Below are 26,610 nucleotides of genomic sequence, written 5' to 3' on the forward strand. Positions count from 1 at the left end.
TATTTTACACTTTTAAATAGATTTGAGCTTAATAAAAGAACTGCATACCTACAAAAGGAGGTAATCGAATGGATTTCAGCAATTTACATTACTATGTGCCAACTCCCAGGGCCTATGATCCAAAGGTAATAAAGAGAGATTTAATCGTTTACGGGGCAACGCCTGCTGGCATTACAGCTGCCATACAGGCTAAGCGAATGGGAATGACTGTCATCATCGCTGAATTCGGCCGTCATATAGGCGGGATGACAGCAAGTGGTTTGGGCGCCTCGGATAGTGGTGCAAAAGAAGCGATTGGTGGTTTATCAAAGGATTTTTTCCAAGAGCTAGGAAAATATTACAATACCGCTGAACAATGGACATTCGAACCGAAGGCTGCTAAATATGTATTCGAAAAGTGGTTAGATGACCATAAAATAGAGGTGGTATTCAACCAGCACTTAGAAAGAGTAAATAAAGAGAATCTTAAGATCATTGAAATCATGATGGAAGATGGAACTGCCTATAAAGGGGACTTTTTCATTGATTGCAGCTATGAAGGAGACTTAATGGCAAAGTCAGGTGTCACATATTTCGTGGGCAGAGAATCTAATGCGACATATAAAGAAACTTATAATGGCATTCAATTTGGACATCCCCATCATCAGTTTAAAAAGTGGATTGACCCCTATATAAAGCCAGAAGATCCTTCAAGTGGCGTGCTGCCAGGCATTACAGATACCACCCATGAAACACTCGGATATCATGGTATGGGAGATGATCGGATTCAAGCTTACAATTTTCGGATCTGCTTGACTAATAACCCAGATAATCGTGTTCCTTTTCCTATACCACCTTCTTATGCCCCTGAACGTTATACCCTATTATTACGTTACATCAATTCAGGTGTATGGGATACGATGAACCTTCATATCATGCTGCCAAACGGAAAGACAGACTTGAATAATTATGGCGGATTTTCGACTGATAACATCGGCATGAATCATGAATGGCCAGATGGAAGCTATGAAACCCGTGAAAGGATTTTCCAGGACCATTTCACCTACAATCTCGGCATGCTCTATTTTTTAGCCAATGACGAGCAAGTTCCCAAACCAATCCGGGAGGAGGTCAGGGAATGGGGATTGGCACGTGATGAATTTGAAGGAACTGGACATTGGCCACATCAGTTATATATTCGGGAAGCAAGAAGAATGATTGCTGACTATGTGATGACAGATCACAATTGTTTAGCAGATATGACAGTAGAAGACTCCATAGGGCTCGCTTCCTACCAAATGGATTCCCATCATTGCAGAAGAGTGATCATCGACGGACGCGTATATAATGAGGGTGATGTAGAGGTACCGATTTCACCTTATCCTATTTCGTATCGCTCACTCCGTCCGAAAGCTGAAGAATGTACCAACTTGCTTGTTCCAGTTTGTTTATCCAGTTCACATATCGCATATGGTTCCATTCGAATGGAACCAGTGTTCATGATCCTGGGCCAATCGGCTGGAGCTGCAGCCGCTTTAGCACTGCAGCTAAAAACAACCGTTCAAGAGGTGCCATACGATATGTTGAAAAAAGAGTTGCTCTCTCACGGGCAAGTCCTTCAATGGGATGATTCCATAGAAGATGACCCCGTATCGCGAATGAAATCCACTTTTGGAAAAATTTAATCTAATGATCCTAAAGGACTACAAGCACCTATAATGCATATGTAGTCCTTTATTATTTTAACTGAACACCTCTCCTTCCTCCTTCCCCAGTTTGGAGCATGCGAAATCTCTTACAAGCAATTCGTCATCTAGGTATAACACCCTGAATCCAAAGTACCAAAAATATTATCGTCATATTAAAGACTAGTATCCTTATATATTCTTTAACTGAAATCTAATAGTTTTTTTAATAGTCAGAATTCTATCGGTTCTAACCTATTCTCAAAACTGAACTCGGTGAGTAGGTGAAAAAAGTGGAGGTGAATATCTTACTTAAATAGTTTTAGCAGAATAGCTAAGTATCCCTTATGGATCTTTCCTATGAGGAAATATTCAAGTCACAAATCATAAAAATTCAAGGAGGATCAGTATGAAATCTACACTAAAAAGCTTTTATGTCTCTTTGCTAGCGGTGATTCTAATAGTATCAACTCTTCCTTTTAAACAGTCGGCCATTTCAGCTGCAACCAATGATAAGTGGAACGAGCTGAGTGTAGTCAATGGAGACTTTGAAACAGAACCTGCCTCTGAAACAAATCTGCCATCATGGGTTTATTGGTCTGGTGGGCTTAAAACAGGAATGAAGATATCAGATGAAGTTGTGTATGAGGGAAATCAAAGTCTAGCGGTCGATAACAATGGTGTAGTGGGACTATTCAGTCAGGAAATCGATATTACTGAAGGGACTCAATATAAATTATCTGCACAGCTTTATGTAGAAGAGTTAAAAGGAAAACCAGGCATTTGGCTTCGCTGGTATAACGATCAAGAAAAGAATTTTGTTGACACCCCTAAATACTTTGACGTTTCAATTTTCAATGAGTGGCAGACAGTTGAAATCGAAGCAACGGCCCCAGCTGGCGCTACAGGTGTCAAAGTGTTTATTTATCAGCCTTCCACCTCCAATATGAAAGGGTATTATGATGATGTGAAGCTTTTTGAAAAGGAATCTAATACATTGGATTTCCCTATTGAATATGGGGATCCCATCAATCATGGCCCTGCTGCTTTGGCAGCTAAATCCCAAGGGGTAGCCATTGGGGATGGCGAGGTCTATTATGCAACAAACGGATCACCAGCAACATTTTATGCCACTGATGCTTTAACTGGAAAAAAGATTTTTTCCCAGGAATTGCCGGGGAGTGACGTTGTTTGGGCAATGGTCATCGGAGCTGATGGCAATGTATATTTCGCGGGTACCTATAACGGAATACTATACAGATATGTCGTGGAGGAACAACGTCTTGAGCAGGTTGGGAAAAACCCATCAGATAACTGGGTTTGGCAGTTAGAGGCTTCAAAGGATGGCAAGCTCTACGGGGCAACATATCCAAATGCTAAGGTGTTTGAATATGACATTGATTCTGCTCAATTTACAGACCTCGGTACTTTTTATGAAGGCCAACAATATGCACGGGGACTTGGAATTACCGATGAAAGCCTTTATGTAGGGACCGGTACAACTGCTTATTTGATGAAAATGGATCTGGCAACAGGTGAAAGAAACGAAATCCAATTACCGATCACAGGCGTATCTACTCAAATATCGAACATTTGGGAATATGGAAATAACATTTTTGTGGCGTATGGGACGTCAATGGTTACAATCGACAAGACAACAAGCGAAGAAAAGAACACGATGAATTGGCAGGATGAAAATGCCTTTGATGGACTCATTTCATCGCCTTCACCGTATGATGAAAATATAATTTACTATATTAATAAAAATACACAGCAATTATGGACATATGATATGACAACACATGAGACAGCAAAAGTAGAACCAACTGTACAATTACCTCCTACTCCTGCCAAAGCAATTCGTTGGATAAAGGATGAGAATGGTAAAGATGTGTTGGCCATTTTACATCATCAAATCGAATATACAATCTTTGATCCTACTACAAATAATGTGACAGTCAGTTACCCTGAAGTTGAGATGCAAGGCCTTTTAATGCAAAGCATGGAAATCAGTGAAGACCAAAAAATCTATATGGGTGGATACCAAGGTTCTTTCGGAATTTATGATACTTCCATTGATGAATATATCCTTCATGAACGGGATCCCCACCAGATTGAGGGAATCGGGTTTCTAAACGGAGAAGTTTTTCTAGGTACGTATGGCGGAGCGAGGATTTTTAAATATGACCCAAACCTTCCTTTTGACTATTCAGGCGGTGGAAATGCTGATAATCCAAAGATGGTGCATGATATCGGTGATGACCAAAGCAGGCCATTTACGTTTACCTCTGGAGAAGATAAGCTCTTTGTCGGCACCATTCCTGATTATGGCAGATTAGGCGGAGGGTTGACGATATATGATACTGTTACAGATGAATGGAATACCATCCGTCATATCATAGAAAACCAGAGCATCGTTGGACTGGCCTTTAAAGAAGGGAAAGTATTTGGAGGCTCCAGCCTTTCAGGCGGGCTGGGAATCACTCCAACCGAAACAAAGGCAAAAATGTTTGAGTATGATGTAGAATCTGGTACACATGAAGTATTCGACCTGGAAGTGGCAGGCATCGCCAAACCGGATATGATCGGGGAGCTATCAATCGGACCAGATGGAAACCTTTGGGGAATAGCTTGGGGACTGGACGCAGCAGGTGTCAATAACACGGTGGTTTTCGCCATGAATCCCGACAATAGGGAAATCATTAAAAGTACCGAATTGTATAAAGGGACACACAGAGGAAGTCAATGGCGACCATTTTTTATCCGTTGGGATGATCAAGGCTATCTTTATACAACTGCAGGACGGAAATTGACAGTCATAGATCCTGAAACGATGAAAAGTAAACAGCTCGTGACAGGTACAGTTCAATTAATGACGCTTGATAACGAAGGAAATATTTATTATACAGCTGACGAGAATCTTTACCAATTACCTGTGCCACTAGATAAGGGGACATTGGCAGTAGAAAGTGACGTCATGCTGCAAGGTACTGAACAGACGATAGATTTAACTATTACACTTGTGAATGGAAAAGCAATCGATCTTGCTGGTGCCGAAGTTACTTGGAACAATTCCAACCCTGATGCCGCTACGGTTGAGGTTGGAAGAATGATCGGTAGAAATGCTGGAACAACAGAGATTTATGCAACAGTTTCCTATAATGGGGAAACAATCACAACGAATACAATCACTGTAACAATCGAAGTCACAACAGATACATTGACAGAACAAATCATGGGACTCGAGGAATCTGGAAACATTCCACACTCCTTAATGAAACAACTGACAAGTCGCTTAGCACAAGCAAAACACCATTACCAAAAAGGAAGAACGGACCAAGCGATCAAGCATCTTGGAGATTTCCGGAAGCATCTAGATAATAGTGATGTTGATGAATCAATCAAAAAGACATTACACAGCAACATTAATTTTATTGAAGAAACATTTAGTGAGTAAATAATAATTGTAAAAAGGTTTTCTGCGCAGGCAGAAAACCTTTTTTGGGTTGTTACAATTTCTCTGATGAAATTCAAAAGGCCTGGAGAAATCTCCAGGCATCCTACATTGCAGTTATTCTTTCCTACCGAGGGGGGCAGATTTGCCCGGTTTTTCCGGTTTTCCAGGCTTTACCGGCTTACACGGTTGAGCTGGTTTACCTGGATTTTCCGGTTTGCCAGGTCTGTCTGGTCTCCCAGGCTTGCATGATTCATTTGACCATTTGATTGTATAGGTAATCGAAGAAATACCATCTGTTCCCGTTACAATTATTTCTGTTGCCTCAGATGCATGGACGATTTCAACATCTGCGCCTGACTGTGCTGTTTCAACTAATATGTTTTCTGTTGGGTCAGCATGTATGGTATAGTTCAGTTTGCCTGGTTGGAAGCCTTCAATTACTTCACCATCAATGCTAATCGCTGTTAAGGTTGCATCTGTCTCAGGTACTGGAATTTTATAAAGCTCACTTCCAAGCGCATAATAAATGCTTCCGTCTACCCCCACAGTCATGCTGTTCATGAAGTCCTCTACAAGCACTTTGTAATCTAATGTTTCGGGATCAATCACTATTAGACTACGTGATAAAGTTGTATACAACATGCCATCTGGTCCCCATTCAAGGTGGTAAGGAACCCATTTACTGCTGTTATATAAGCTTGGGCGAATGACCTTGCTGTCTACAACCTCATAGGTTTCAGGATTCATTTTAAAGATTGTTCCTTCAACTGCACCCCATAAGTATCCATCAGGCCCGATTGATAAATCTCCAATCATGCGAGGTGTTGCATCAATCCCAGGGATTTCAGGTGTGAATTCTGTAATTTTCTCACCTTTTTCAACATCCCATACAAAGATTTTTGCTTCTTGGGCTTTAGGCTCTTTCCCTAGTCCACCCCATACGGATGTTCCCCCATATAGCTTACCTCCGTGATAGGCCAAGCTAATAATACTTTGATCCTGAACAATATTTCGTTCCTGTGTCCATTCATCTGTTTCAGCATCATAAATAGCAAGGGCTCCACCTAACACACCATAATCAGGGATCGTTCCAACAAAAAGCTTGTTATCACCTGATGTGATGGCAAAAGGACGGTCTTGTTCGTCTTTAATATCATATTCAAGCTTTGGATTGCTATTTAAGTCAACTGGCTGATTTGGATCATAGCTATACATGATGGCCCCTACATAAGTACCAAAATAGACAGTATCATTCAAGAATCCAATTCCCTCCGGTTGGGCAAAGGAAGAAACATTCACTTCAATTTTTTCATTAAATGGATCAAACACACTCATACCTCGCTGATACCCACCCATATATAGCTTTCCATCAGGACCCGCTTCAAGTGCTTGAATAGCTACAGCAGTTGCAGCAAGGTCTAAAGCGACAAACGACAACTCATTCGTATCCGGATGATAAAGCATATATTCGCCATATTGTGTGACCATGGCCACTGCTGTTTTGCCACTAGATAACGTAATCCAAGCCATGTCCTTCACGCGAGGTGTATCTGGAAGAACCGGAAGTCCCTCAATTAACGTTTCTTCGTTCGTATTAAGGTCATATTTGTACAATTGTGTTCCATTTTTGTAATAAATCATATTCGGCTGAGTCGGATCAGGTTCAGAAATCATATTACTAAATTGGAACGAACCCTCAACTTCCATTGTTTCAGGATCAATGACAAGCATATTAATGGTTGATACAGCCACAAGAAGCTTTCCATTGACCACCCAAATATCTTGGATGATTCCATTTTCTCCTGATTGCCCTTCGATAAGAAGCTCTTCTTTTTCACCAGTATGTCGATTAATCTTATACAGATGCTTCGTTGTTCCGATTCCGACGTAAATATAATCCCCATCAACAGCCAATCCACGTGCATAATCCTGGTTGGTGACACTGCCAAAATCTTGGAATTGACCTGTGCTGATATCATACTCGAAAACACCAGCACCTGGATATGTGGCACCATAAATCTTACCATCTTCTGTAGCTTCTATATCCCAGACCCAAGCGCCGGTAGGATTTGCTCCGAGGTCTTGGACTTCTTTTCGTTCTGGAACATAACGATATAATTTCCCATCAGATGTACCGGCGAAGTACACATTCTTATCAGAACCAATTGTCATCGCCCAAACGGCTTCTGTATTTTCGATAACTTTCGAAAACTTAAGCTCCCCAGTTTCAGCATCTAAAACCGAGAAGGTTCCTGGATGACCATTTGAATGATAATATACTTCATTCTCACCCAAACTGTTTTCTTGAATGGCTCCTGCTTGCCCTAATTGAACATGAACCATTTCTCCCAGATTAATAGGATCGGCATATTCACGATCAAATTGAGAGTCATCAGTCACTTTTCCGAATGTAACATCATCAAAATATACCTCTGTAAAACTGATACCACCAGAATAGAATGCTAGTCTTGCATAGGAAGCATTTTCTGGAACAACACTAAATACCTTTAAATCGACCCATTCATTTGTCGGTAAGTTTCTTTTAAGTTCTCTATGTTCCGCTATTCTATTATTGCTTTCATCGAAATAACGAATTTCGGTCACGACATTATGTGTCTGTCTCACAACATTTGAATAGACGGTCATTAGATAGGATGCACCTGCATCAACTGCTATTTTATCACTTAATATACTCACGCCAGCTTGATCTGTTGCATCGTGTAAGTGTAGGCTTTGCACACCTGAACGAGCTCGTTCCGTACTAATTTGGATGCCTGGTCCTTCAAACTCCGATGTCCAGCCTGGAATGTTCCGGTCTATCACTTCCTCTTCAAAGCCTGGATTCTCGACTTCCATGTTAATATCCTCGGATGGAGGTTCTTCAATAGATGAACTTTCAATTGTTACATCATCAAAATAAGCTTCCGTGACGGAAGGATGACCCGAGTTAAACCGGAGTTCAACTTTTGAAGCACCCTCTGGAAGTTCAAAAGGCACCTGAATTTCAGTCCATTGGTTTGTTCCGAGGTCTGCGGACCGGAAGTTTAAAAAAGTCGCAGTTCCTACCTTTATATCTTCATCGTTAAAATAATGAACTTCATAACCAATGCTATGTGACTGTCTGACAACATTTACAAATGCCTTCGCAACATAAGACTCCCCTGCTGTGACAGCAACCTTTTCACTTGTTACCTGTAAATTACCACCTGAATCATTGTTATTTTCATCATTAAAATATAAACTTTTGTTTCCAGTGTGGGCTCTATCCTCACTGAATGCGATACTCGTTGATGGATTATTGGTTACAAGACTCCATCCTGGATATACAACTTCCTCTTCAAAGGAAGCGTTTATCGGGAATGTCTCAGTGGAATCCGAAACCTTCATAATTTTCACATCATCAAAATAAGCTTCCGTGTTAGAAGGATGACCGGAGTTGAATCGAAGTTCAACCTTTGTTGCCCCATCCTGAGCAGTGAAAGGTACAGTTATTTCTGTCCATTCATTTGTTCCTAAAACTGCCGATGAAAAATTGATAAATGTAGCTGATCCTACCCTTTGATTTTCATCATTAAAATAATGAACTTCAAATCCAATACTATGAGATTGGCTAACCACGTTTACAAATGCTTTTGCTTTATAAGACTCCCCCGGGGAAACCGGTATCTTATCACTTGTCACCTGCAGATTACCACCAGGATTGTTACTATTTGAATCTTTAAAATGCAGGCTTTTTAATCCTGTATACGTTCTTTCATCACTAATAGCAATATTTGTTGATGGATTATTCGTGACAAGACTCCAACCAGGGATCACAACCTCTTCAAACCCCCCATTGATAACTGGCCCAGAAGCAGCACTGCTACCTATTGATTGTGAATATGATAAGTTATATGGAGCAAATAAGCTCAAAATAAGTATAAGACAGAAAGAAAGCACAATCTGTTTTTTAAAATTTAGTTTCTTCACTGGAAACCTCCCTATTTTTATTATTTATTTGTGACTGACCTATTAACTCCCCTCCTTCTCTTATTCAGTGTTAATTCTCCTCAACGCTAAAATTCCCTGTTGATGTACATTGTCGAGAATGTGGCGAAATATAACTTAAGTAATAAGGATTAGTTCTTAATTACTACGTGTGCGTTTAAAGTCGTAAGTGTTGCAAATAAAAAAAGCCTTCAATCCCGCCTGTACACTAGGATTGAAGACGTTTTACTTTTTGTTAAGGTGAATTCTGGATGTTAATCAGTTCATCCCATTCCATTCCCCTTGGTTCTTGGATGCTTTTTCTTCCTTGGCTTTCTCTTTATGTGCTCGGTTGGCAGCTGCACTGCCTAATTCCTTGGAGAATTCCGAATCCGTTTTGCTTGAGTCGAAGCCTTTTTTATTCTTTTGCTCTGCATCTGTTTTGCCATTTCGTTTTGCCATAAGTATCCCTCCTTTTCAACTTTTAGTATGAAATTTCAAGGGAGAAATATACATTATAGCTTTAAGTTCAGCATCAATGTCATTATCTGGTATCATAAAGTAAGGATAAAATGGGAGGCGATTTAATTGGGGAGACAGGATTTAAAAATTTTCACTACAGTTTCGTTCTATATTGCAATGGTGACTATCATTTCACTTCCCATATGTTTTTTCCTATTATCAACAACTGCAGGCAACAGCCTGGCTCCAATTGTAAAATCCATTGCATCGATTGCATTTCTGATCTCCTTGGCCAGTATTCCAGTAAGTACCCTTTCCATGTTCAGTAAAGAAAATTTAGCGAAAAGGATATTTGCCCTTACTGTCAATGTATTGCCGATCAGTCTTGTACTATATGGTTTTGTGATGGAGTTTATAGATGAATTCTTTAGAAGCGCACCTTAAACGATTGGATAGCTTGGTCGACCATTTAGCTATTACCGCCACCATCACTTCCACCATTACTGTGGTAAAACTGATTCCTTGTTGTTTCCGTCTCTATGCTATGATTCCCTTTATTAACATCAGGCGCACTGCCCAACCCTTTATTCTTCTTATCCATGAAAATCACGATACCCAAAAGGATCACTACAGGAACTATGATAAATAACCAGATCATCGAATCCCTCCTTATATTTACTATAGTTTACGAAACAGTAATGTAAAAAGTTTCATTTTTCTATCATCTTACTGAGAAAAAGCTATCTTTCCACGTGTAACTTGGGGATGATAGCTTTTTTCTTTATGCCTTGATTTTAACTATCAAAGTCATTCTAATTTATTCCCTATATGAATCGTGAGTAGGATGAAACAAATCTTCTTCTGCATTTCTGACAACTGAAAAATGGTCCACATTGTAATGGCCATTAAGCGTTTTATTATGATGCAGTATTATTTGTTCTGCACTTAAAATGTCATTGCTTGTTGTTGAATGTCCATCACCAACCAATGTGACATCCATTCCACTGATGGTGGCAGTTCTAACCGCACTATCTATACAGTGCTGTGTTGCACATCCCATAATAACTGTATGCTTGATGTTTTGTGACCGTAAGTAATCTAATAATCCTGTTCCATGGAAGGCATTCGTTGCAGCTTTATCAAAAATCTTAACATCCATAGGAACCTTGATTTCATTGTGGATCTGAAATCCTTTTCCTTTACCTTCAGCAACATCCACATCCCTGACAAAGACAACTTCAACACCGGATTCTGCTGCTTTTTCAATCACTAGATTTATATTCCTAATTAGTTGCTCTTTTTTAAAAACCGCCGCACTTTCTTGATTCCCATCCATTAATTCCTGCTGGGCATCAATAATCAATAATATCTGTTTCAACATAGTTTTCCCCTTTCAAATGTGGGGAAACGCTTGACTATAAATTTAGTTCGACGTATTCCCCTTCATAATTTTCCCGCCGATTAATTTCATGTTTATCATAATATCAACCCCCTGTATGTATCCGTTGTAGATTTTATAATTTTCTTACAATTAAATTTTAACATAATTAGTTTATAAAGAATATAAAAAGCCCTGACTGTTCAATCAGCCAAAGCTTTATGGAATAAATCTCAATCAAAGTTTCATCTTTAAACCTTCATGTGTGGCTTCAAACCCTAGTCGTTCATAAAATCGCAATGCATCTTCCCGTTGTTTATCCGTTGTGAGTTGGATCAAATGACAGCCACGTTCCTTTGCCCGTTGAATGGCGAAACGGATCAGGTCAGAGCCTATCCCTTTGCCACGTTCTGTAGATAAAGTCCTGACTCCTTCAATGGTCGCTCTCCAGCTACCTTGATGTGTTAGATAGGGAGTGAAGGTAATTTGTTGGACACCTATAACTTCATTGTTGTGACAGGCAACTATCAGCTCATTATTGGGGTCTGATGAAATGGCTTGAAACGCATTTTTGTAGCTTTCCGGAAGCGGCTGTTCGTATCGCTCCCTTTTACTGCCCAAAGGATCATTGGCAAGCATTTTCACGATTGTATCCACATCATGTTCAGTAGCTATCCTAAACGAAATTTCCATGATACTCCCCCCTTAAACTCCCCTTTATACTAGCTTATCGATGACCATTCGTTAATTGTAAATTCTTTATCGCAAGGCATAATCAAATCTTATTAAAAATGACATCACTTAACACAACTGGATATAAACATGGAGGCATCCTGTTTCATGAAAATACCCTTTCCATGATAGAAAGTCTTCATTTCAATTGAGTTGAATCCAACTTCGGATAATCTATTTTTCAGGTCATCATGCGAAAAACCGTTATGTACTTTCGGATGATATATTTGATCGTTTTTGTCAAAATCAATAATGATGAGCTTGCCATCATCATTTAAAATGTTGAACAATTCTTGTAAAATTTTATCAGTATCAGGAATATGAAGAAGGACGAGTGAAAGTAACACGATGTCTGCCCTGAGTTCAGGAGTTTCCTTGGTGAAATCTGAATAAAGAACTTTTGAGTTGGTGATTCCTCTGTGAGAAATTTTTGCTTTCGCAACCTCCAACATTTGTTCTGATGAATCCACCAACAAAATAGAATCTACTAGATCTGATAATTCCAAGCTGACCAGGCCGGTACCACTTCCATAGTCTATTAAAGACTTTGATAGACTATTTTGTAATTCTGGTCTTACTTCCTTCACTATAACTTTAGCCAATTCCATTCTTTCTTCTGTATCATATCTTTTTGCCATCTGTTCAAAAACATTATTTTCCATACTGCACTCCCCTATATAGCTACTTAGTGGTCATTATATTACAAGAACGCTTGGAAGCTAAAATCCAAGCGTTCTTGTTTTGTGTTTTTTTCATTTATTATTTGAACAGTTCCTTCAACAGCGTCCAGAATCCTTTCTTCTTCTCCTGTTCTGCCTGTTTCGTCGGCTGCTCTTCTTTTTTGATGCTTTCCGTCTTAATCACGAACTGCACCGAAGAGACTTTTTCATTTTTCGGCGAGACGAAGGATACCGGCTTGAAATCGGATTTATCGTATTCCTGGATCATTTTATCGATTTCTGCCTGCATCTGCGCGGGCAGGTCTTTTGTTTCCTCAAATAACTCAGCTGCTCCGTTCTGCAGCTCGCCGACACCGTTTTCCAGTTCGCCTGTACCTTCACTCAGCTCCACAAGACCGGTGTGCAATTTTCCGTAAGAGGAGGATAGCTCACTCACGCCACCTGTGTAGCTCACCAGTCCGGAATGAAAGGCACTGTAGTTGGAGGAAAGTGCCGCAATACCTTTTTGCAGCTCGGCAAGCCCGCTGAGGTCAGTGTCTTTTAATGATGCGGAGAGTTCGGCTGCGATGGAGCTCAGCGACCCACTCATACCTCTCACCGCTTCTTCCATCTGATTCAAGGATGGTTCCACTGCGGCGAATGCCTGCCCTGTCTGGTCATAGGTACCCTTCACCTTTTGGGCAGCCGAATAAGAAGCTACCAGTTTATCAACCGTCTCGGGATCCGCACCACTCGCATACAACTCCGCAACCTCTTCCTCTGAAAGCTGTTGAGCCGGTATTTCCTTGATTGCGCCATCCATTGCACCATAGGCTTTCGCATAGTTATCCTTTAATGCAGCCATACCATTGGCTGTCTCCTTCAAGCCATCCGCCAATTGCGTTAGACCGGTAGGCAGTTCCGCCAACTCGGATAGATCAACCCGTGCCGCATCGCCGGAAAGGCCGGCATTAATCTTCTTGAGGGCATCCTGGATTGAGCTCGATGCATGGACAAGCTCAGCCGTGGAGCCGTGCAATTGGTTCATTCCGTTTTTGTATTGGGATGATCCATCACGAAGCTGCCCTGCCCCGTCATTCAGTTGGGACACCCCGTTTTCGAGTTCTGCAACGCCATCGTTCAGTTGCTTGATGGCGCCACTTAGTTGCCCCATGTCCTCTGTCATGCCTTCCGTTCCGGTCGTATCAATGGGCAAGGTCGAAGGGACAGCGGCAATCTGCACGCCATCAAATTCAAAGTCCTTCACCTCTGCAGCCACCGTCATTTTCTCCTCTTGACCAGGCATGATCGTAAAGGTAATCTGTTTGTTCTTCCCGGCATTTGCTATCATTCCGTCCGCCGCTTCGATGTCCTGATAGGTGTTTGGCAGCATCAGGGAAACCTGCAACAAGTAATTTTCGTAAAAGACGGATCCGGCTTCCTCGTTTTCAGACGTCTCGATTTGGACTTCGAGCTTACCGGACTTTCCAGCCAATTCAGCAGGCCCCACCTTTTTTCCATCGAGCACGTATGTCACCGTGACATCCCATGGAAGTTCCGTCCCCTCCGGCAGGTTCCCCTGGTAAAAGAACTTCCCTTCCTCGGACGCATTCAGACGAACACCTTCATTTTCGGCTTCAAGCTTCCTCAAGTCGGTCAGATTTTTCACGTTACTGTAGTCACCATAATCCAGAATCTCACCAGCCCGGGCAACATCAAGCGTATTGACCACATAGATCGGGCCGAGCTCCCCGTTCGCCTTAAGTGTGGCATATACCACTTCATCCTTTGACGTGACACTACCCTCTGTTTCCGCCACCGCTTCAGATGCATGACCAATGAATGTTGGCAGGACAAGCATTCCGGTAAGCATTGTATATTGTAATTGTTTTCTCATCATCACTTCTCCTTATAGAAATCAGCTCTATACGTCGTTTTCCTGATCAATTTATCTGACACCAGCAACAGGGCCGGCAGGAAAAATAGCACCATCACAAAAGAAAGCAAGGTACCTCTTCCAAGCAATAGCCCGATCGCCCCGACAATCGGGTTGGAGGAGGTGATCCATAGAATGAACCCGACACTGGACAGGATCCCAGCGGAAATCGAAATTGAAAACGTCTTTTCATCCAGTGTTTTCACCATCGCTTTGACAGCAGACATTTCCTTGCGGTGATGCTGATAGGCTTCTGTGAAAAGAATTCCGTAATCAACGGTTGCTGCAAGCTGTACGGTACTGATGATCAGATACCCGACAAACACAAGTGAAGTCTCCGTAAAGTATGGAATCGACAGGTTGATCCACACGGCTGACTGGATTGTCACGAGCAGCACGACCGGAATCGAGATCGACCGGAAACCGACCAGGAGCACAAGTGCAATGGTTACAACTGTAAGTATGTTTACAAGAAGGTTATCTTTCGTAACGGTATTTTTAATATCAAATAAGGTCACGCTCTCTCCTAGGCCGAGCGCCTCTTTTCCATAATAGTCGGCAGCGGCTTTCTCCACCTTTTCGACAATGGAAAATGGAATGTCACCCTCTGTCCCCTGATTCGTATTGATCACAATACGGGTATAGTTTTCCGAGTAGAACTCATCTGTGATCGATTCATCCAGGTACTCCGGCGGAACCACCGCATCCACCGTGTTCACATAGGCGATGACACTTGTAACATAATCAAGCTCCTCCAATTCAAAGACGAGCTCCACTTCCTTCGCCACATCGCCCTTAGGTACGAGCAGCACAAGCGGCGTGTTTTCCCCGAATGTCTCGTTTATCCGCTTGAAATCCGAGCCAGTTCGTGTATCCTCCGGTATTTCCCCGAAACCATAAGTAAAGGAGGTATTGCTCTGGGCCATGAACGACGGAATGAGGAGGGCAAAAACAAGAATCAGACTTGGAACCTTGAACTTCAGCACAAAGTTTCCGATTCCCTCAAAGCTTGGAACAAAGCTCCTATGCTTCGTTTTATCCATCCATTTATAAAAATAAAGCGTCAATGCCGGTAGGAACACCATGACACTGATGAAGCTCAGCACAATCCCCTTCACGAGGTTCACCCCAAGATCGGCGCCGATCTCAAAGTCCATGAAGGTCAGGGCAATGAATCCGAAGAACGTCGTGGCCGCACTTGCCGTAATCGCCGGGAACGACTTTTTCATCGCCAGTTCCATCGCCTCTTCCGGATTATCCGTCTTCTTCCGGTATTCTGCAAAGCTATGCAGCAGAAATACCGCATAATCGAGCGATACCGCGAGCTGCAGGATCGGTGCTACCGACTGGGTGACAAAGGAAACCTCCCCGATAAAGATATTCGTGCCAAGGTTGATCAGCACCGACACCCCGATCGCCGTCAGGAAAAAGATCGGCTCGACCCAGGAAGTCGTGGAAAGCACCAGGATGAGTATGATGATCGGCACGAGCAAAAGGGCCGCATACATCGATTCATTGCCCGCCATCTTCTGGGACGTAGCAGTATTGATCGCCTCTCCGGCAATCGCCCCATCCTCCCCGATCAGCTCATAGATGCTATCGGTGACAGCCACTTCATCGCCATCACGGACACTGATCGAATAAAGGGCATTGCCATCCTTATAGTAGGTCTCCACCATTTCGGCATCCGCCATCTCAAGCGGGGTTTTCAGATCGACCACATCATCGAGCCACAGCACATCTCCCACACCGTCAATCGCAGACAACTTCTCCTTATAGGAGACAGCCTCCTGGAGAGTGACATCAGGAACCATCACTCTCGTGTTCGGAACCGCACCGGTGAACTCCTTTTCCATCACCTCCATTGCACGGGTCGACTGTGCATCATCCGGCAGATAATCGACCATATTGTAATTGACCGAAACAAAAAACTGCGCAACCATGGAAATAATCGTAACCAATGTAAATACGATAAGAACAGCCTTTTTATGTTTAATGATACGAGATGCAATATTTATCATCGTTCATCCTCTCTTGTATCTTTCACCATTTCATTTTATTATTATAAAAGACACAGTGTTGGACATTCAACAAGCAGTTGCTTTCTATTTGTCGTTTGCTCAACACTTACGGACGAAATGTTGGGTAAGCAGGGGACGGTTCTTTGCTTCCAAAATAAATTGATGCCTGGAACTCCCCCGAGCTTCAATTGAAGGAAAGGAAAGATAAACGCTATGGATAGACGCAAGAAATACACACGCATGGTACTGAAAGAAAGCTTGCTTGAACTCCTGAAGGGAAAACCCATCGCCTCCATCACCATCAAGGAGATCTGTGAGCACGCCGATATCAACCGCTCCACCTTCTATGCCCACTACTCAAGCCAATACGACCTGCTCGATAGCATTGACGAAGAGTTCACCGAGGACATGATCCAAACGCTCAATCAGTACAACTTCTCCAAGGAAGAAGAAGCCTACCAGATGACTGAGAAAATCTTCGAGTACATCGCAGCCAAAAGCGAAATCTGCAGGATACTGCTCAGCGAACACACCGAGGTCCAATTTCAGAAAAAAGGCATGAGCATCGCCAAGGAGTTCATCTTCAAGAACTGGCTGACCGACCAGAAGCAACTCGACCGCGAAACCTATGACTACCTGAGTATCTTCTATGTAAGTGGCAGCATCTACATGATCAAGAACTGGCTGGAAAACGGCATGAAAAAGACCCCCAAGGAAATGGCGGAGCTGCTTCACCATTTTATTAATCGGGGGTTGTCGGATATGCGGTAGCGAAGCAAGGGGACGATTCTCTGCTTGCTTTTAATAACATGTTATTCCGATATACCAAAAAATAATGTCGTTATTCCTCGAACATAATTTAACCTTTATATTACTTCACCAATATAATATTTAATCAAACGTTTGTTTAAAATCTCCTATATAGATATAACTTGCAAGTAAAACCCCTAGATAACCAGTAGAACTACTCGCTTCCTTGTATAAGCACTCTTGATTCATGATCGAAAACTTTATAATCTATCACAAATTCATGGTCCTTTGTGACAGTAACCTCACAATAGTAAGGAACCGCCCTGCCATATGAATCTAAATCCGGAAAATGATTAAAATCAAATATTTCTCCCGTATCGACCATTCTTATTGATACAGAAGGTGATCTCCCGGCCGAATCCATCTCTATTGTGCAATCACCTTTTACAACATCATACTCTTTTAGTACCATGTATTTTAAACTGGGGAGAGTCATTACCAGCAATAATCCACTAAGCATGAATGCCAAAAGAGCTTTGAATATATTCGAAGCAGCGAACCCTTTTCTCTTGTATATTAAAACAACCCAATAGACCCCCATCGCCAATAACACCAAACCTACTATCAACAAGGTATAATACATTTGCATCATTCCCAAACTGTATAAAATTTTATTTTCTTATATACGTTGAAAAAAGCGAAAAAGTTTCATGGGGGAAACAGGGGACGGTTCTCTGCTTCCCCTGCCGATTTGCTATCCTGACATACTTAAAAATAATGTAGATATGCCCCGAACAGCAATAAAAGCTTTCCTTAAAGCTTCCAACCACCGATTAATCAAACGTTTGTTTAAAAAATCCTATATAAATATAAGTTGGCAGAGTTCTTCCACAACACAATTGCACGTATTCCCAACTAGTCTATTCCAAGACTGCAACACAGTTTAAGAAAGGAAGCTGAGAACCGACCCCCATGCTTCCAAAAAAATATTCCCCTTCCCTCCTAAACACCCATACCAATTTGCTAGATTTCCATACAATAGTAGGAAGCGAGGGAGGTGAATATATGGAAACTTTTCATTATAAAAGTGATCAGGGGTCTTCTTTTCATCACAAACATAAAGACGACTGCAAAGATATCACGATTAATGTGGACTGCGAAAAGGATAGAAGAGGCCGTAGAACACCTGCTTTCCGTGCATTGAAGCTATCCAATCAACCATTGACAGCAGGCCAGTCCAGCAAAATTACCTATGAAGATGAGCAATTCGATATCGGGAACATATACAATGCCGGCAATTCAACTTTTGTTCCCCGTGAGAGCGGTATCTACTATGTAGCAGCCAGCCTAACTTTTTCCCCTAACCTGAATGTTCCCTATCGTACCCGAGCAGACATTGTGGTGAATGGCATCACCGTTCAAGTCGACAATGATTATTGGGACCAACTTAACTTCCTGAACGTCGTCCATGTCTCAGCCGTTCTGCAACTGGAAGCTGGTGATCTGGTCGAAATTTTCGGCCAAAGCTCAACAGCTGGAACCATTGTGAGTGACATTGAAGAACCCAACGTAGCATTCAGCTCAAACTTTGAGGCATTTAAGGTGTCGTGAAAATGAAGGACGGTACTGGCGCTTCCATATTTCGCATTACTGTCACCATGCTGGAACACCTCATCTTTATTCAGTAAAAATTAATAGAAATAAATATTAATCTTCCTTCATAAACACCCAAACTCTTTTGCTAGATTTCCATATACTACTAGAAAGCAAGGGAGGTGAATATAATGAAAACTTTCCATTATTATAATGATCCAGAATCTACTTTTCATCATAAACATAAAGACAACTGCAAAGATATCACGATTAATGTGGACTGCGGAAAGGATAAAAGAGAACGCAGAACACCTGCCTTCCGTGCATTGAAACAAACCAATCAACCACTGGCAGCAGGTCAATCTACTAAAATTACGTTTGAAGAAGAGCAATTCGATATCGGAAACATATACAATGCCGGTAATTCCACATTTGTACCCCGAGAGAGTGGCATCTATTATGTAGCGGCCAGCTTCACTTTTTCACCAAACCAGAATGTACCGTATCGTACAAGAGCAGACATTGTGGTAAATGGCATCTCCGTTCAAGTTGACAATGATTATTGGGACCAACTTAACATCCTGAACGTCCTCAATGTATCAGCCGTTCTGCAATTGGAAGCTGGTGATCTGGTCGAAATCTTCGGTCAAAGCTCAACAGCTGGAACCATTTTCAGTGACGTTGAAGATCCCGGCTTAGCTTTCAGCACGAACTTTGAGGCATTTAAAGTATCGTAAATTAGAAGACGGTTCTCTAAATAAACACAGAAAGACACAACTGGATGTAACACCAGTTGTGCCTTTTCTCTTCTATATGGAAAAAGATTAAAAAGCGCGGATTTAACACCGTATAAATTTTGTCAGTATAGAAATTTAAATAGCGATATCCTAATAGAGCAGTTTTATCAATTGGTCTATGTATCTTTAATGAAAATTTAATCAAATGTTTGTTTAAAAATCGCTTTTCTAATAAACCTTTACTACTACTCCTCTTTTCCCTGTTTAATTTTACAGGTGCAGGTTCTTGCAGGAGATGGGAGGGGAATGAGGAATATTACTATAAACTGTCTTAATAGAGTAGGAGGAAATAGAATTGACGATAAAAACCACCTTACATATCACAGCCCTACCAGGTTATGAACCTGAAATCGGCCGCTCATTATGGTGTTTGGAAGATGTTCGCAAAAAACTTGTCAAACGATTATCAGGAATGAGCCAAAGCCAGCTGGACAGTAAAATCGGGGCCAGACATTCAATCGGGTCTCTTCTATACCACATAGCGTATGTGGAAGCGGGTTGGCTATATGGAGATGTCATGGAAAAAGACGAATGGGCTCCAGAAATCAATGCTCTTTTTCCAATGGTTGGTTGGCATGACGGGAGATTGGTTCACGTGGAGGGAGACAGTCTCGAGGATCATCTTCACCGTCTCAGTAAAGTCAGGGAGGTCCTTCTTTCCCACTTCCACTCCATGGATTTGGAGGATTGGCGTAGGGCTCGGATGCTCGAGGAATATGACGTAACCCCTGAGTGGGTGGTATATCATCTGATAGAACATGAAGCTCAACATCGGGGACAGATCTTTCAGTTGTTGAGGGAGTTACAGGAGCAAGAAGGTAACTAGCAGGAAAATAATATGAAGCAGGGCGAAAAAAAAGAAAGGGACGGTTCCTGTGCTTCCGCGTTCTATTGCGGTGGAGGCAGCAGAATCGTCCCTATTTCCATTCCTATTATATACTGATGTCCCGTTTCTGGAAGAAAAGGAATGTCAATGCCATAAAGATGACGTAGTAGACAAGCAAGATTGTCAGAGAGATTGGTAATGTGACATCTTGCAGGATTTTATCCTGAAGTGCATAGATTGTTAAGTCCATGTGCGGGAAGATCAGGAATTTTACCCACGTGAATTTTTCTGCCAAGAAAATAATCATCCCCCCTAATACGGAAGAGAAGAAAAGAACTGCAATCCCGATCCCAACTGCCAGCGCTTGACTTTTGAATAGAGTCGACAGCATGAAAGAAATCGTCATCACCATTAATAAACTTGGCAAAAAGTAGAGGATGCTGGTGAAAAACTGTGTTCCGATGGCAACTTCCTTTTGGCCATCCATCGTATAGACAATGGACTTCATGCTGAAATCACCAGCGCCAAAGAATAAGATACCCACTAAATACCCTGCTAACAGAAGAACAGCAAGCATAACAACGGAGTAGAGAATGACAGATACATATTTTGATAGTAATATACTCCAACGGCGATGTGGACGGATCAATAACTGTTTAATGGTACCATCCGAAAATTCAGCAGATACGTTTGCACTACATACAATGACCGTAAACAAAGTAACAAAAATCGTCAACCCAAATACCACATCATTCATAAAGTGCCAGCTTACCTTTTCTGTTGGGTTGATGTTAGCATCGATGAATTGCTGTTTTTCATCAATTTGTGATTGATAAAATTCCTTCTCATCTTCAGGCGCTTCAGCTAACCCGGTTTGTAGTTCCACAATCTCCGCCTGTGCTTCACTCTTCCAATTTTCGTTAGGCTCCCCATAAACCTTATCATAGATAATTGCCCCTGCCACCACACCAATAACAAGGATCGCTATGTATATCCAACTCGATTTTTTTGAAAATATTTTCATCATTTCATTTTTGAATAATCCGATCATACCATTTGCTCCTTTTTATCCTTGTTTGTTAATTCTAAGAATCGATCCTCAAGCGTCGCTTTAAGTATCTGAATTCCGTAAACGTCTATATTTTGTTCCACAAATAAGCGATTAATCTTGGCGACGTCTTCTTTCACAATGGATAGGAAAACTTCCGTTGCTTGCTTTTTCACTATCTTGTCAGTAAAATCATTACTCTGAAGAATTGCCAAGGCTTTGTCTACATCACTTACCTCAAAGGCATACTCTCTTAAAGATTCTTCTGTGCCGACTGATTCATTCATTGTGGAGATATGGATAAGCTCGCCTTTTTCAATGATGGCAAACCGGTCACACATCAGCTGCATTTCCGACAGCAAGTGAGAGGAGACAACAACCGAAATCCCATTGTTTGCAAGCAACCGTAAATAATCACGGAACTCGCGAATCCCCTGAGGATCTAAGCCATTTGTAGGCTCATCAAGGATCAGCAAGGAAGGCTCATGTAATAATGCCTGCGCTACCCCAAGACGCTGCCGCATCCCTAAGGAATACGTTTTCACTTTGTTATGGATCGCTTCTTCTAGACCCACCAGACTTACCATTTCTTGAATTCGTTCTTTTGTAATTTTCTTGGTGGCCATATTGGCATAATGTTTGATATTCTTGTATCCAGACATATACTTGTAAAACTCTGGGTTCTCTACAATCGCTCCCATTTCGCTCATGGCCGACTTAAAGGAGTCTTCCAGATGATGCCCATTGATTATGACACTTCCGCCTGACCTGTTAATCAAGTTGACAATCATTCTGATAATGGTGGTTTTCCCTGCACCGTTGGGTCCAAGAAGTCCAAAGATTTCCCCCTTTTCCACTGCAAAACTTACATCGTTAACAATCGTTTTGCTTCCGATCCTTTTCGTCAAATTCTTCACTTCTAATGCATAAGACATATTCTTTCCCCTCTTTTCAGTGATTACATGTACTTCTACTTGTTCAATATTTCACTATTGTAAAAAAAAATAGATTCATATAGTGAATGGAATAAAAATAAATAGCTCTACCCTCATAAAACATCAAGCTCCCAGGGACTATTCTCTACCTCACTTTTCACATCTATAATTTTTCTTAATTTTATCACAATTTCCCACTAATAGGAAAAGAACCTTTTAGTGGGAAGTAATCTTTAATATTGGCCAAGCAACCCCTTTTTCATGGCAATCCTTTCACACCAGTGGAAGACAAGGAGACCAAGAATCAGGTAAACAATTGAATTTAACAACAAAATTCCGTAGTCCATCCAAGCGATATCCCTTAATGTCATGTTTACGATCATGACCTCCCTTACCATGTTCACCCCTTTTACAAACGGTGCAAATACGAGGTATGGTGCTACGGTAAGCGGGATGAAGACAAGGGCCATCAGGATAAATTGAAAGATTTGCAGAAATGCTTGGATTTGTTTCACGATGATGGCAAGGCCTGCGATCATGAAGCTGATTCCTACCATGCTGATCATCGTCACAAGAATGATCGGGATGGTCGTCATCGGGTTAAGGTTCAGCCATTGCCCGGACGTCAGCATCACTGCAAATAATAGTATGATCATGCAGATGGACTGTATCAAAAATTGTCCGATGATACGGGTGAGCATGATTTTCCAAACACCTTTAGGGGACATATAGAGTTGCTCCAGGGTTCCCCGCATCGCTTCTGTAATAATGGCAAAGCCGATAAAGTTCATTGTCATCAGGGTGAGTCCCCAGAACACCACACTAACAATGGAATACTGCACATTGGAATCGAAGGTTGCCGGGTCTCCAATAAACATGATGCCGAAAAACGCCCCGAGGAAAATAAAATAGAAGGTGAGCACAAGCGCGATGGTGTTTGGCAGATAACGCTTTAATTCTATATATTCTTTCCGTACATTGGCATTTAGCACATTAAGCCATTGCATAACGCTTCTCCCCCTTCACAATCTGCAGGAATACCTGCTCGAAATCGATGGTCGTACGGTCGATGCTTTCCACAGGTGTTCCTTCCTCTTTAAAAATGTCAAAAAGAAGATAGATGTCTTCACTCCGCTCCAGGTTCACCTCTACCAAGGTTTGAAGCGGGGATTCTCCGTACTTGCTCAATGGAAAGATGGTGGTCAGCTTCTTTTTCTGGGCTGCACTCAATGCCTTCCCGAGGGTAACGGAGTAGGCTTTCGTTTCAAACAGGTTGAGGAGATTCTCCACTTTCTCATCCACAACAACGGTACCTTTATTGATGATGATTGTCCGGTCACAGAGCTCCTGGACGACCGGCATATCATGTGAGCTGATAATGATGGTACGCTGCTCTTCCCGCACAATCTTTTTTAGGCTTTCGCGAAGCTCATAACTGATTTCCACATCAAGGCCAAGTGTCGGCTCATCAAGCAGAATGACATCTGTGTTGGCTAGTAAGGCCACCGCAATAGCAAGTTTCTGCTGCATGCCGCGAGACAATCCCTGCACAAGCTCATGCTCTTTCTCCTTTAGGCTGAACTGTTCTAACAGCTTCTCTATCTGCGCTGCCACATCTTTTCGGGAATGTCCTCTGTTTCCGGCAAAATACTCCAGGTTTTCCCGTACCGTCAAGCGCCAATACAGATTCCGGTTTCCCTCCAGAACTGCGCTAATATGCGTTAATGCTTTCAGTCTCTTCTTATGGATGTCCAGCCCATTAATGAAGATGGAGCCTTCATCTGGCTTCAGCAGTCCACAAATCATTTTAATAGTGGAGGTTTTACCCGCACCATTTGGTCCAAGCAGCCCCAGGACCTCCCCTCTATGTACATCAAATGACACATCATTCACAGCCGTCACGACTTCCTTCGTCTTCCGCTTCACATACCGCTTTTGAATCCCACGCACCTCGATTATTTTCTCCATCGCTACCTCCGACTTTATGGACTTTTCACTTATGTTTTCATTATATTCTGTAAATTGACAGATATAAACACCCAGCAGATGGATTTCTTCTCGGTCCTGAGAGGGAGGGAGTCAGGAAGCAAGGGGCTGGTTCTCTGCTTCCAAAGTTATTCAAAGTATAAGGAAATCGAAAAAAGTCTTCTTCCAACCGAAAGAAGACTTTATTCCTTTATATATGACTGCAATATGCATAGTTTCCCGCTGAGAAAATAAATCATTTGCAGACATCAAAGGTTCTCATCTCAGCGTATGGTAAAATCAGAGTAGATACATAGTGAGGAGTGGCAGCCTCCATATTTGCAGAAAGGCTTCCGTTGCATTTTCACGAAAACTGATGATGTTATCCCGAGCTGCATCAAGAGTCGGTATGTCCACTTCCACTTCACCAACAAGTTCCCGATACCTGGACGCATCAGATTTTTCCTACATACGTTACCTAAACCCCCACCATCACCGTAATCGCCCCTTCCCCCATCTTATAACTCTTGATCTTTCCAACCGGAATCTTACGGATAATCTCCCAGCTATTAAAATCAATCCTAATATGACCACTCTTATAAGTAAGGTGTGGCGGCTTATCAAAAATACGTTTATTGAGGATACTAAGGTTCAATGGTTTTAGTTTGGCAATCTTGAAGACCAACTCCCTTCCTTCCATCTGAACCGGCTCGAGGGTGATGGAAAATGAGAGGTCCTTTCTGGTCACCTTAAGGTCCGCTTCCGCTTTTCCGGTGACAATGATTTCGCCTTCCGTGATTTCCACCGCAACATCCTGCAGTTTATCATTTCGCCGAAGCACCTCCTGCAGCATGTTAGCTGTGACTGGGATAGGTATAGCCTTTCCTTCCTTGATATGGTTGACGCCACTCTTTATTTTATCGAAAAAGTTCATGGACGATCGCCTGCTTTCCTGGAATTTATCTCTATGGGTCCATACCCCAATCTATTCGGAATTCTTCCTAGGGAGCATTAGGGACGAATATCTCCTTCCGAGAAAATTTTATGAAGAGCATGTATTATGATATGATGTTTAGGTTGTTTTAACTACCATATGACACATTACAGCGAAGAAAAGAGAGAGATGTATGCATTCTGATAAATTAACGAGGCAGCATTGGCTGCTCATTTTAACACTTTCCTTATTAACTTTTGTTCTTGGGACAAGCGAGTTTGTGATAGTGGGGATCTTGACGGATATTTCCTCCAGCCTTTCTATGTCCAATGCAAAAGCAGGCACACTCGTTTCTGCGTTTGCGATTACCTTTGCCATTGCAACACCGCTCGTGATGTCCGCAACGAGCCATTTTCCAAAGCGTAAATGGATGCTGGCTTTAATCGCAGCCTTCATTTTATTCAATGCGTTGTGTGCCTTGTCCACATCGTATGCAATGCTACTTACATTCCGAATCATGACGGCGATTGTGACAGGCGTGCTGATTTCCCTGGCCATGATTGTGGCGAGTGAAACCATGCCCGCGAAAAAACGTGGACTTGCCATCTCATTCGTTTTCGGCGGCTTTACTCTTGCGAATGTGGTCGGAGTGCCGATCGGGACGGTCGTGTCATCCTGGTTCGGCTGGAATGCCACCTTCATACTGACTACCATTCTGGGAGGATTGGCGTTCCTTGCATCCTACTTTGTCCTTCCTAGCAAGCTCAGTCAGGTGCGCAGCTCGATCCGAGATCAGTTCACCTTATTGACCAATCCGCGAATTCTGATAGCCTTTTTCATTCCTGCCCTTGGATTCGGGGCAACCTATGCTGTCTTTACGTACCTTGTTCCCATCCTGAAGGTAATGGGAGCACCAAGCTACTCTATTAGCTTAATCTTATTCGTGTACGGATTTATCTCGATCTTCAGCAACATCCTGGCCGGCAAAATTGCAAGCCACAACGCAATTGGCCGCCTACGGTTTGTCTTTCTTGTGCAGGCAGTAGTTCTGGCTGGCTTATTCTTTACGACAGGTCATTTTACACTGGGACTTGTAAACATCGGACTGATGTCGTTAACGGCGATACTCTTGACCACATCCACCCAGCTCTACCTGATAGACCTTGCAAAAATCTATCAACCGAATGCCACCGGACTCGCTGCATCGCTCATGCCTGTCGCAAGCAACGTCGGCATCGCCTTTGGTTCTGCATTGGGTGGAATTGTCTACCACCAAGGCGGCCTCATCCATGTAACCTGGGTCGGTGGGATCGTGGCAGTCTGTGCTAGCTTACTTACATTCCTGAGTTATAGGTTGGATAAGAAAGCAACGGGACGGTTCTCTGCTTCCACTTCGTAATCCTACACTTTTTATCGAATAGCTAATTAATGAGGAAAAAGAGTATTCCCGCTGGAATACTCTTTTTTTTCATATATATGTAATCAAA

The 26,610-nt window shown here is 42.2% G+C and carries 22 protein-coding genes; 8 read left to right on the forward strand and 14 right to left on the reverse strand.

Annotation, left to right across the window (positions count from 1 at the left end; all coding sequences use genetic code 11):
* Positions 1 to 68 precede the first annotated feature (68 nt).
* Positions 69 to 1,664, forward strand: coding sequence for an FAD-dependent oxidoreductase (locus ACFVAD_RS12025; RefSeq protein ID WP_386640013.1), 1,596 nt, complete (start codon positions 69 to 71; stop codon positions 1,662 to 1,664).
* 409 nt (positions 1,665 to 2,073) lie between these two features.
* Entirely contained in the window at positions 2,074 to 5,121 is a 3,048-nt protein-coding gene (locus tag ACFVAD_RS12030) for an FIMAH domain-containing protein (RefSeq protein ID WP_386640015.1), read from the forward strand.
* A gap of 114 nt (positions 5,122 to 5,235) precedes the next feature.
* On the opposite strand, the gene ACFVAD_RS12035 is transcribed toward ACFVAD_RS12030, so the two are convergent.
* The gene (locus tag ACFVAD_RS12035) at positions 5,236 to 9,090 is read right to left on the reverse strand and encodes a carbohydrate binding domain-containing protein (RefSeq protein ID WP_386640017.1); all 3,855 of its coding nucleotides are present in this window, start codon (positions 9,088 to 9,090) and stop codon (positions 5,236 to 5,238) included.
* Positions 9,091 to 9,366: 276 nt separating this feature from the next.
* Entirely contained in the window at positions 9,367 to 9,549 is a 183-nt protein-coding gene (locus ACFVAD_RS12040; protein WP_224838101.1) for a hypothetical protein, read from the reverse strand.
* A gap of 126 nt (positions 9,550 to 9,675) precedes the next feature.
* Here ACFVAD_RS12040 and ACFVAD_RS12045 point away from each other — a divergent pair, with 126 nt between their 5' ends.
* Positions 9,676 to 9,993 carry a 2-acyl-glycerophospho-ethanolamine acyltransferase gene (locus tag ACFVAD_RS12045; RefSeq protein ID WP_386640021.1) on the forward strand — a complete coding sequence of 106 codons (318 nt, stop codon included), beginning with the start codon at positions 9,676 to 9,678 and terminating at the stop codon, positions 9,991 to 9,993.
* 25 nt (positions 9,994 to 10,018) lie between these two features.
* Here the strand turns inward: ACFVAD_RS12045 and ACFVAD_RS12050 are convergent, their stop codons facing one another.
* The 6 genes from ACFVAD_RS12050 to ACFVAD_RS12075 all read right to left on the reverse strand — a co-directional run bounded on the left by ACFVAD_RS12050 (position 10,019) and on the right by ACFVAD_RS12075 (position 16,275).
* Entirely contained in the window at positions 10,019 to 10,207 is a 189-nt protein-coding gene (locus tag ACFVAD_RS12050; protein ID WP_386640024.1) for a hypothetical protein, read from the reverse strand.
* A gap of 159 nt (positions 10,208 to 10,366) precedes the next feature.
* A complete protein-coding gene (locus tag ACFVAD_RS12055; RefSeq protein WP_386640311.1) occupies positions 10,367 to 10,927 on the reverse strand; it encodes an isochorismatase family protein in 561 nt (186 codons plus the stop codon).
* A gap of 237 nt (positions 10,928 to 11,164) precedes the next feature.
* Positions 11,165 to 11,620 (reverse strand): GNAT family N-acetyltransferase, encoded by a 456-nt coding sequence (locus ACFVAD_RS12060; RefSeq protein ID WP_386640027.1) that lies wholly within the window; start codon positions 11,618 to 11,620, stop codon positions 11,165 to 11,167.
* A gap of 104 nt (positions 11,621 to 11,724) precedes the next feature.
* Positions 11,725 to 12,321 carry a class I SAM-dependent methyltransferase gene (locus ACFVAD_RS12065; protein ID WP_386640030.1) on the reverse strand — a complete coding sequence of 199 codons (597 nt, stop codon included), beginning with the start codon at positions 12,319 to 12,321 and terminating at the stop codon, positions 11,725 to 11,727.
* A 97-nt stretch (positions 12,322 to 12,418) separates the two neighbouring features.
* Entirely contained in the window at positions 12,419 to 14,215 is a 1,797-nt protein-coding gene (locus ACFVAD_RS12070; protein ID WP_386640033.1) for a YhgE/Pip domain-containing protein, read from the reverse strand.
* Positions 14,216 to 14,217: 2 nt separating this feature from the next.
* A complete protein-coding gene (locus tag ACFVAD_RS12075) occupies positions 14,218 to 16,275 on the reverse strand; it encodes an efflux RND transporter permease subunit (RefSeq protein WP_386640036.1) in 2,058 nt (685 codons plus the stop codon).
* 213 nt (positions 16,276 to 16,488) lie between these two features.
* Between ACFVAD_RS12075 and ACFVAD_RS12080 the strand changes: the two genes are divergently transcribed.
* A complete protein-coding gene (locus ACFVAD_RS12080) occupies positions 16,489 to 17,046 on the forward strand; it encodes a TetR/AcrR family transcriptional regulator (RefSeq protein ID WP_224838093.1) in 558 nt (185 codons plus the stop codon).
* Positions 17,047 to 17,239: 193 nt separating this feature from the next.
* On the opposite strand, the gene ACFVAD_RS12085 is transcribed toward ACFVAD_RS12080, so the two are convergent.
* A complete protein-coding gene (locus ACFVAD_RS12085) occupies positions 17,240 to 17,626 on the reverse strand; it encodes a hypothetical protein (protein WP_386640039.1) in 387 nt (128 codons plus the stop codon).
* Between the two features lie 464 nt (positions 17,627 to 18,090).
* Between ACFVAD_RS12085 and ACFVAD_RS12090 the strand changes: the two genes are divergently transcribed.
* The 3 genes from ACFVAD_RS12090 (at position 18,091) to ACFVAD_RS12100 (ending at position 20,241) form a co-directional block, all read left to right on the forward strand.
* The gene (locus ACFVAD_RS12090) at positions 18,091 to 18,636 is read left to right on the forward strand and encodes a complement C1q domain-containing protein (RefSeq protein ID WP_386640042.1); all 546 of its coding nucleotides are present in this window, start codon (positions 18,091 to 18,093) and stop codon (positions 18,634 to 18,636) included.
* Between the two features lie 173 nt (positions 18,637 to 18,809).
* Complete coding sequence (locus tag ACFVAD_RS12095) at positions 18,810 to 19,355, forward strand: C1q-like domain-containing protein (protein ID WP_386640045.1); 546 nt, start codon at positions 18,810 to 18,812, stop codon at positions 19,353 to 19,355.
* A gap of 355 nt (positions 19,356 to 19,710) precedes the next feature.
* Positions 19,711 to 20,241: a DinB family protein gene (locus ACFVAD_RS12100; protein WP_386640048.1), complete on the forward strand. Its 531-nt coding sequence runs from the start codon at positions 19,711 to 19,713 to the stop codon at positions 20,239 to 20,241.
* A 106-nt stretch (positions 20,242 to 20,347) separates the two neighbouring features.
* Here ACFVAD_RS12100 and ACFVAD_RS12105 read toward each other — a convergent pair whose 3' ends face one another.
* From ACFVAD_RS12105 to ACFVAD_RS12125, 5 genes are all read right to left on the reverse strand, one after another.
* Complete coding sequence (locus ACFVAD_RS12105) at positions 20,348 to 21,292, reverse strand: ABC transporter permease (RefSeq protein WP_386640051.1); 945 nt, start codon at positions 21,290 to 21,292, stop codon at positions 20,348 to 20,350.
* Complete coding sequence (locus ACFVAD_RS12110; protein ID WP_386640054.1) at positions 21,289 to 22,224, reverse strand: ABC transporter ATP-binding protein; 936 nt, start codon at positions 22,222 to 22,224, stop codon at positions 21,289 to 21,291. Before ACFVAD_RS12110 ends, ACFVAD_RS12105 begins: the two co-directional genes overlap by 4 nt.
* Before the next feature lie 233 nt (positions 22,225 to 22,457).
* On the reverse strand, positions 22,458 to 23,231 hold the full coding sequence (locus ACFVAD_RS12115) for an ABC transporter permease (RefSeq protein WP_386640057.1): 774 nt from the start codon (positions 23,229 to 23,231) through the stop codon (positions 22,458 to 22,460).
* Positions 23,218 to 24,192: an ABC transporter ATP-binding protein gene (locus tag ACFVAD_RS12120; protein WP_386640060.1), complete on the reverse strand. Its 975-nt coding sequence runs from the start codon at positions 24,190 to 24,192 to the stop codon at positions 23,218 to 23,220. The genes ACFVAD_RS12115 and ACFVAD_RS12120 overlap by 14 nt, the downstream gene beginning before the upstream one ends.
* 475 nt (positions 24,193 to 24,667) lie before the next feature.
* Positions 24,668 to 25,123 carry a hypothetical protein gene (locus ACFVAD_RS12125; RefSeq protein WP_386640063.1) on the reverse strand — a complete coding sequence of 152 codons (456 nt, stop codon included), beginning with the start codon at positions 25,121 to 25,123 and terminating at the stop codon, positions 24,668 to 24,670.
* Between the two features lie 193 nt (positions 25,124 to 25,316).
* On the opposite strand from ACFVAD_RS12125, the gene ACFVAD_RS12130 reads away from it, so the two are divergent.
* Entirely contained in the window at positions 25,317 to 26,522 is a 1,206-nt protein-coding gene (locus ACFVAD_RS12130) for an MFS transporter (protein ID WP_224838087.1), read from the forward strand.
* Positions 26,523 to 26,610 lie beyond the last annotated feature (88 nt).

Source organism: Sutcliffiella sp. NPDC057660, from assembly GCF_042800035.1.
In the GTDB taxonomy this organism is placed as follows: Bacteria; Bacillota; Bacilli; order Bacillales; family Bacillaceae_I; genus Sutcliffiella_A.

Bases quoted from the DNA above. Each gene is read 5' to 3' on its own strand.
- ACFVAD_RS12095 (WP_386640045.1), top strand. From the start codon at position 18,810: ATGAAAACTTTCCATTATTATAATGATCCAGAATCTACTTTTCATCAT.
- ACFVAD_RS12090 (WP_386640042.1), top strand. From the start codon at position 18,091: ATGGAAACTTTTCATTATAAAAGTGATCAGGGGTCTTCTTTTCATCAC.
- ACFVAD_RS12085 (WP_386640039.1), bottom strand. From the start codon at position 17,626: ATGGGGGTCTATTGGGTTGTTTTAATATACAAGAGAAAAGGGTTCGCT.
- ACFVAD_RS12125 (WP_386640063.1), bottom strand. From the start codon at position 25,123: ATGAACTTTTTCGATAAAATAAAGAGTGGCGTCAACCATATCAAGGAA.
- ACFVAD_RS12120 (WP_386640060.1), bottom strand. From the start codon at position 24,192: ATGGAGAAAATAATCGAGGTGCGTGGGATTCAAAAGCGGTATGTGAAG.
- ACFVAD_RS12040 (WP_224838101.1), bottom strand. From the start codon at position 9,549: ATGGCAAAACGAAATGGCAAAACAGATGCAGAGCAAAAGAATAAAAAA.
- ACFVAD_RS12130 (WP_224838087.1), top strand. From the start codon at position 25,317: ATGCATTCTGATAAATTAACGAGGCAGCATTGGCTGCTCATTTTAACA.
- ACFVAD_RS12115 (WP_386640057.1), bottom strand. From the start codon at position 23,231: ATGCAATGGCTTAATGTGCTAAATGCCAATGTACGGAAAGAATATATA.
- ACFVAD_RS12030 (WP_386640015.1), top strand. From the start codon at position 2,074: ATGAAATCTACACTAAAAAGCTTTTATGTCTCTTTGCTAGCGGTGATT.
- ACFVAD_RS12105 (WP_386640051.1), bottom strand. From the start codon at position 21,292: ATGATCGGATTATTCAAAAATGAAATGATGAAAATATTTTCAAAAAAA.
- ACFVAD_RS12050 (WP_386640024.1), bottom strand. From the start codon at position 10,207: ATGATCTGGTTATTTATCATAGTTCCTGTAGTGATCCTTTTGGGTATC.
- ACFVAD_RS12025 (WP_386640013.1), top strand. From the start codon at position 69: ATGGATTTCAGCAATTTACATTACTATGTGCCAACTCCCAGGGCCTAT.
- ACFVAD_RS12070 (WP_386640033.1), bottom strand. From the start codon at position 14,215: ATGAGAAAACAATTACAATATACAATGCTTACCGGAATGCTTGTCCTG.
- ACFVAD_RS12065 (WP_386640030.1), bottom strand. From the start codon at position 12,321: ATGGAAAATAATGTTTTTGAACAGATGGCAAAAAGATATGATACAGAA.
- ACFVAD_RS12075 (WP_386640036.1), bottom strand. From the start codon at position 16,275: ATGATAAATATTGCATCTCGTATCATTAAACATAAAAAGGCTGTTCTT.
- ACFVAD_RS12060 (WP_386640027.1), bottom strand. From the start codon at position 11,620: ATGGAAATTTCGTTTAGGATAGCTACTGAACATGATGTGGATACAATC.
- ACFVAD_RS12110 (WP_386640054.1), bottom strand. From the start codon at position 22,224: ATGTCTTATGCATTAGAAGTGAAGAATTTGACGAAAAGGATCGGAAGC.
- ACFVAD_RS12080 (WP_224838093.1), top strand. From the start codon at position 16,489: ATGGATAGACGCAAGAAATACACACGCATGGTACTGAAAGAAAGCTTG.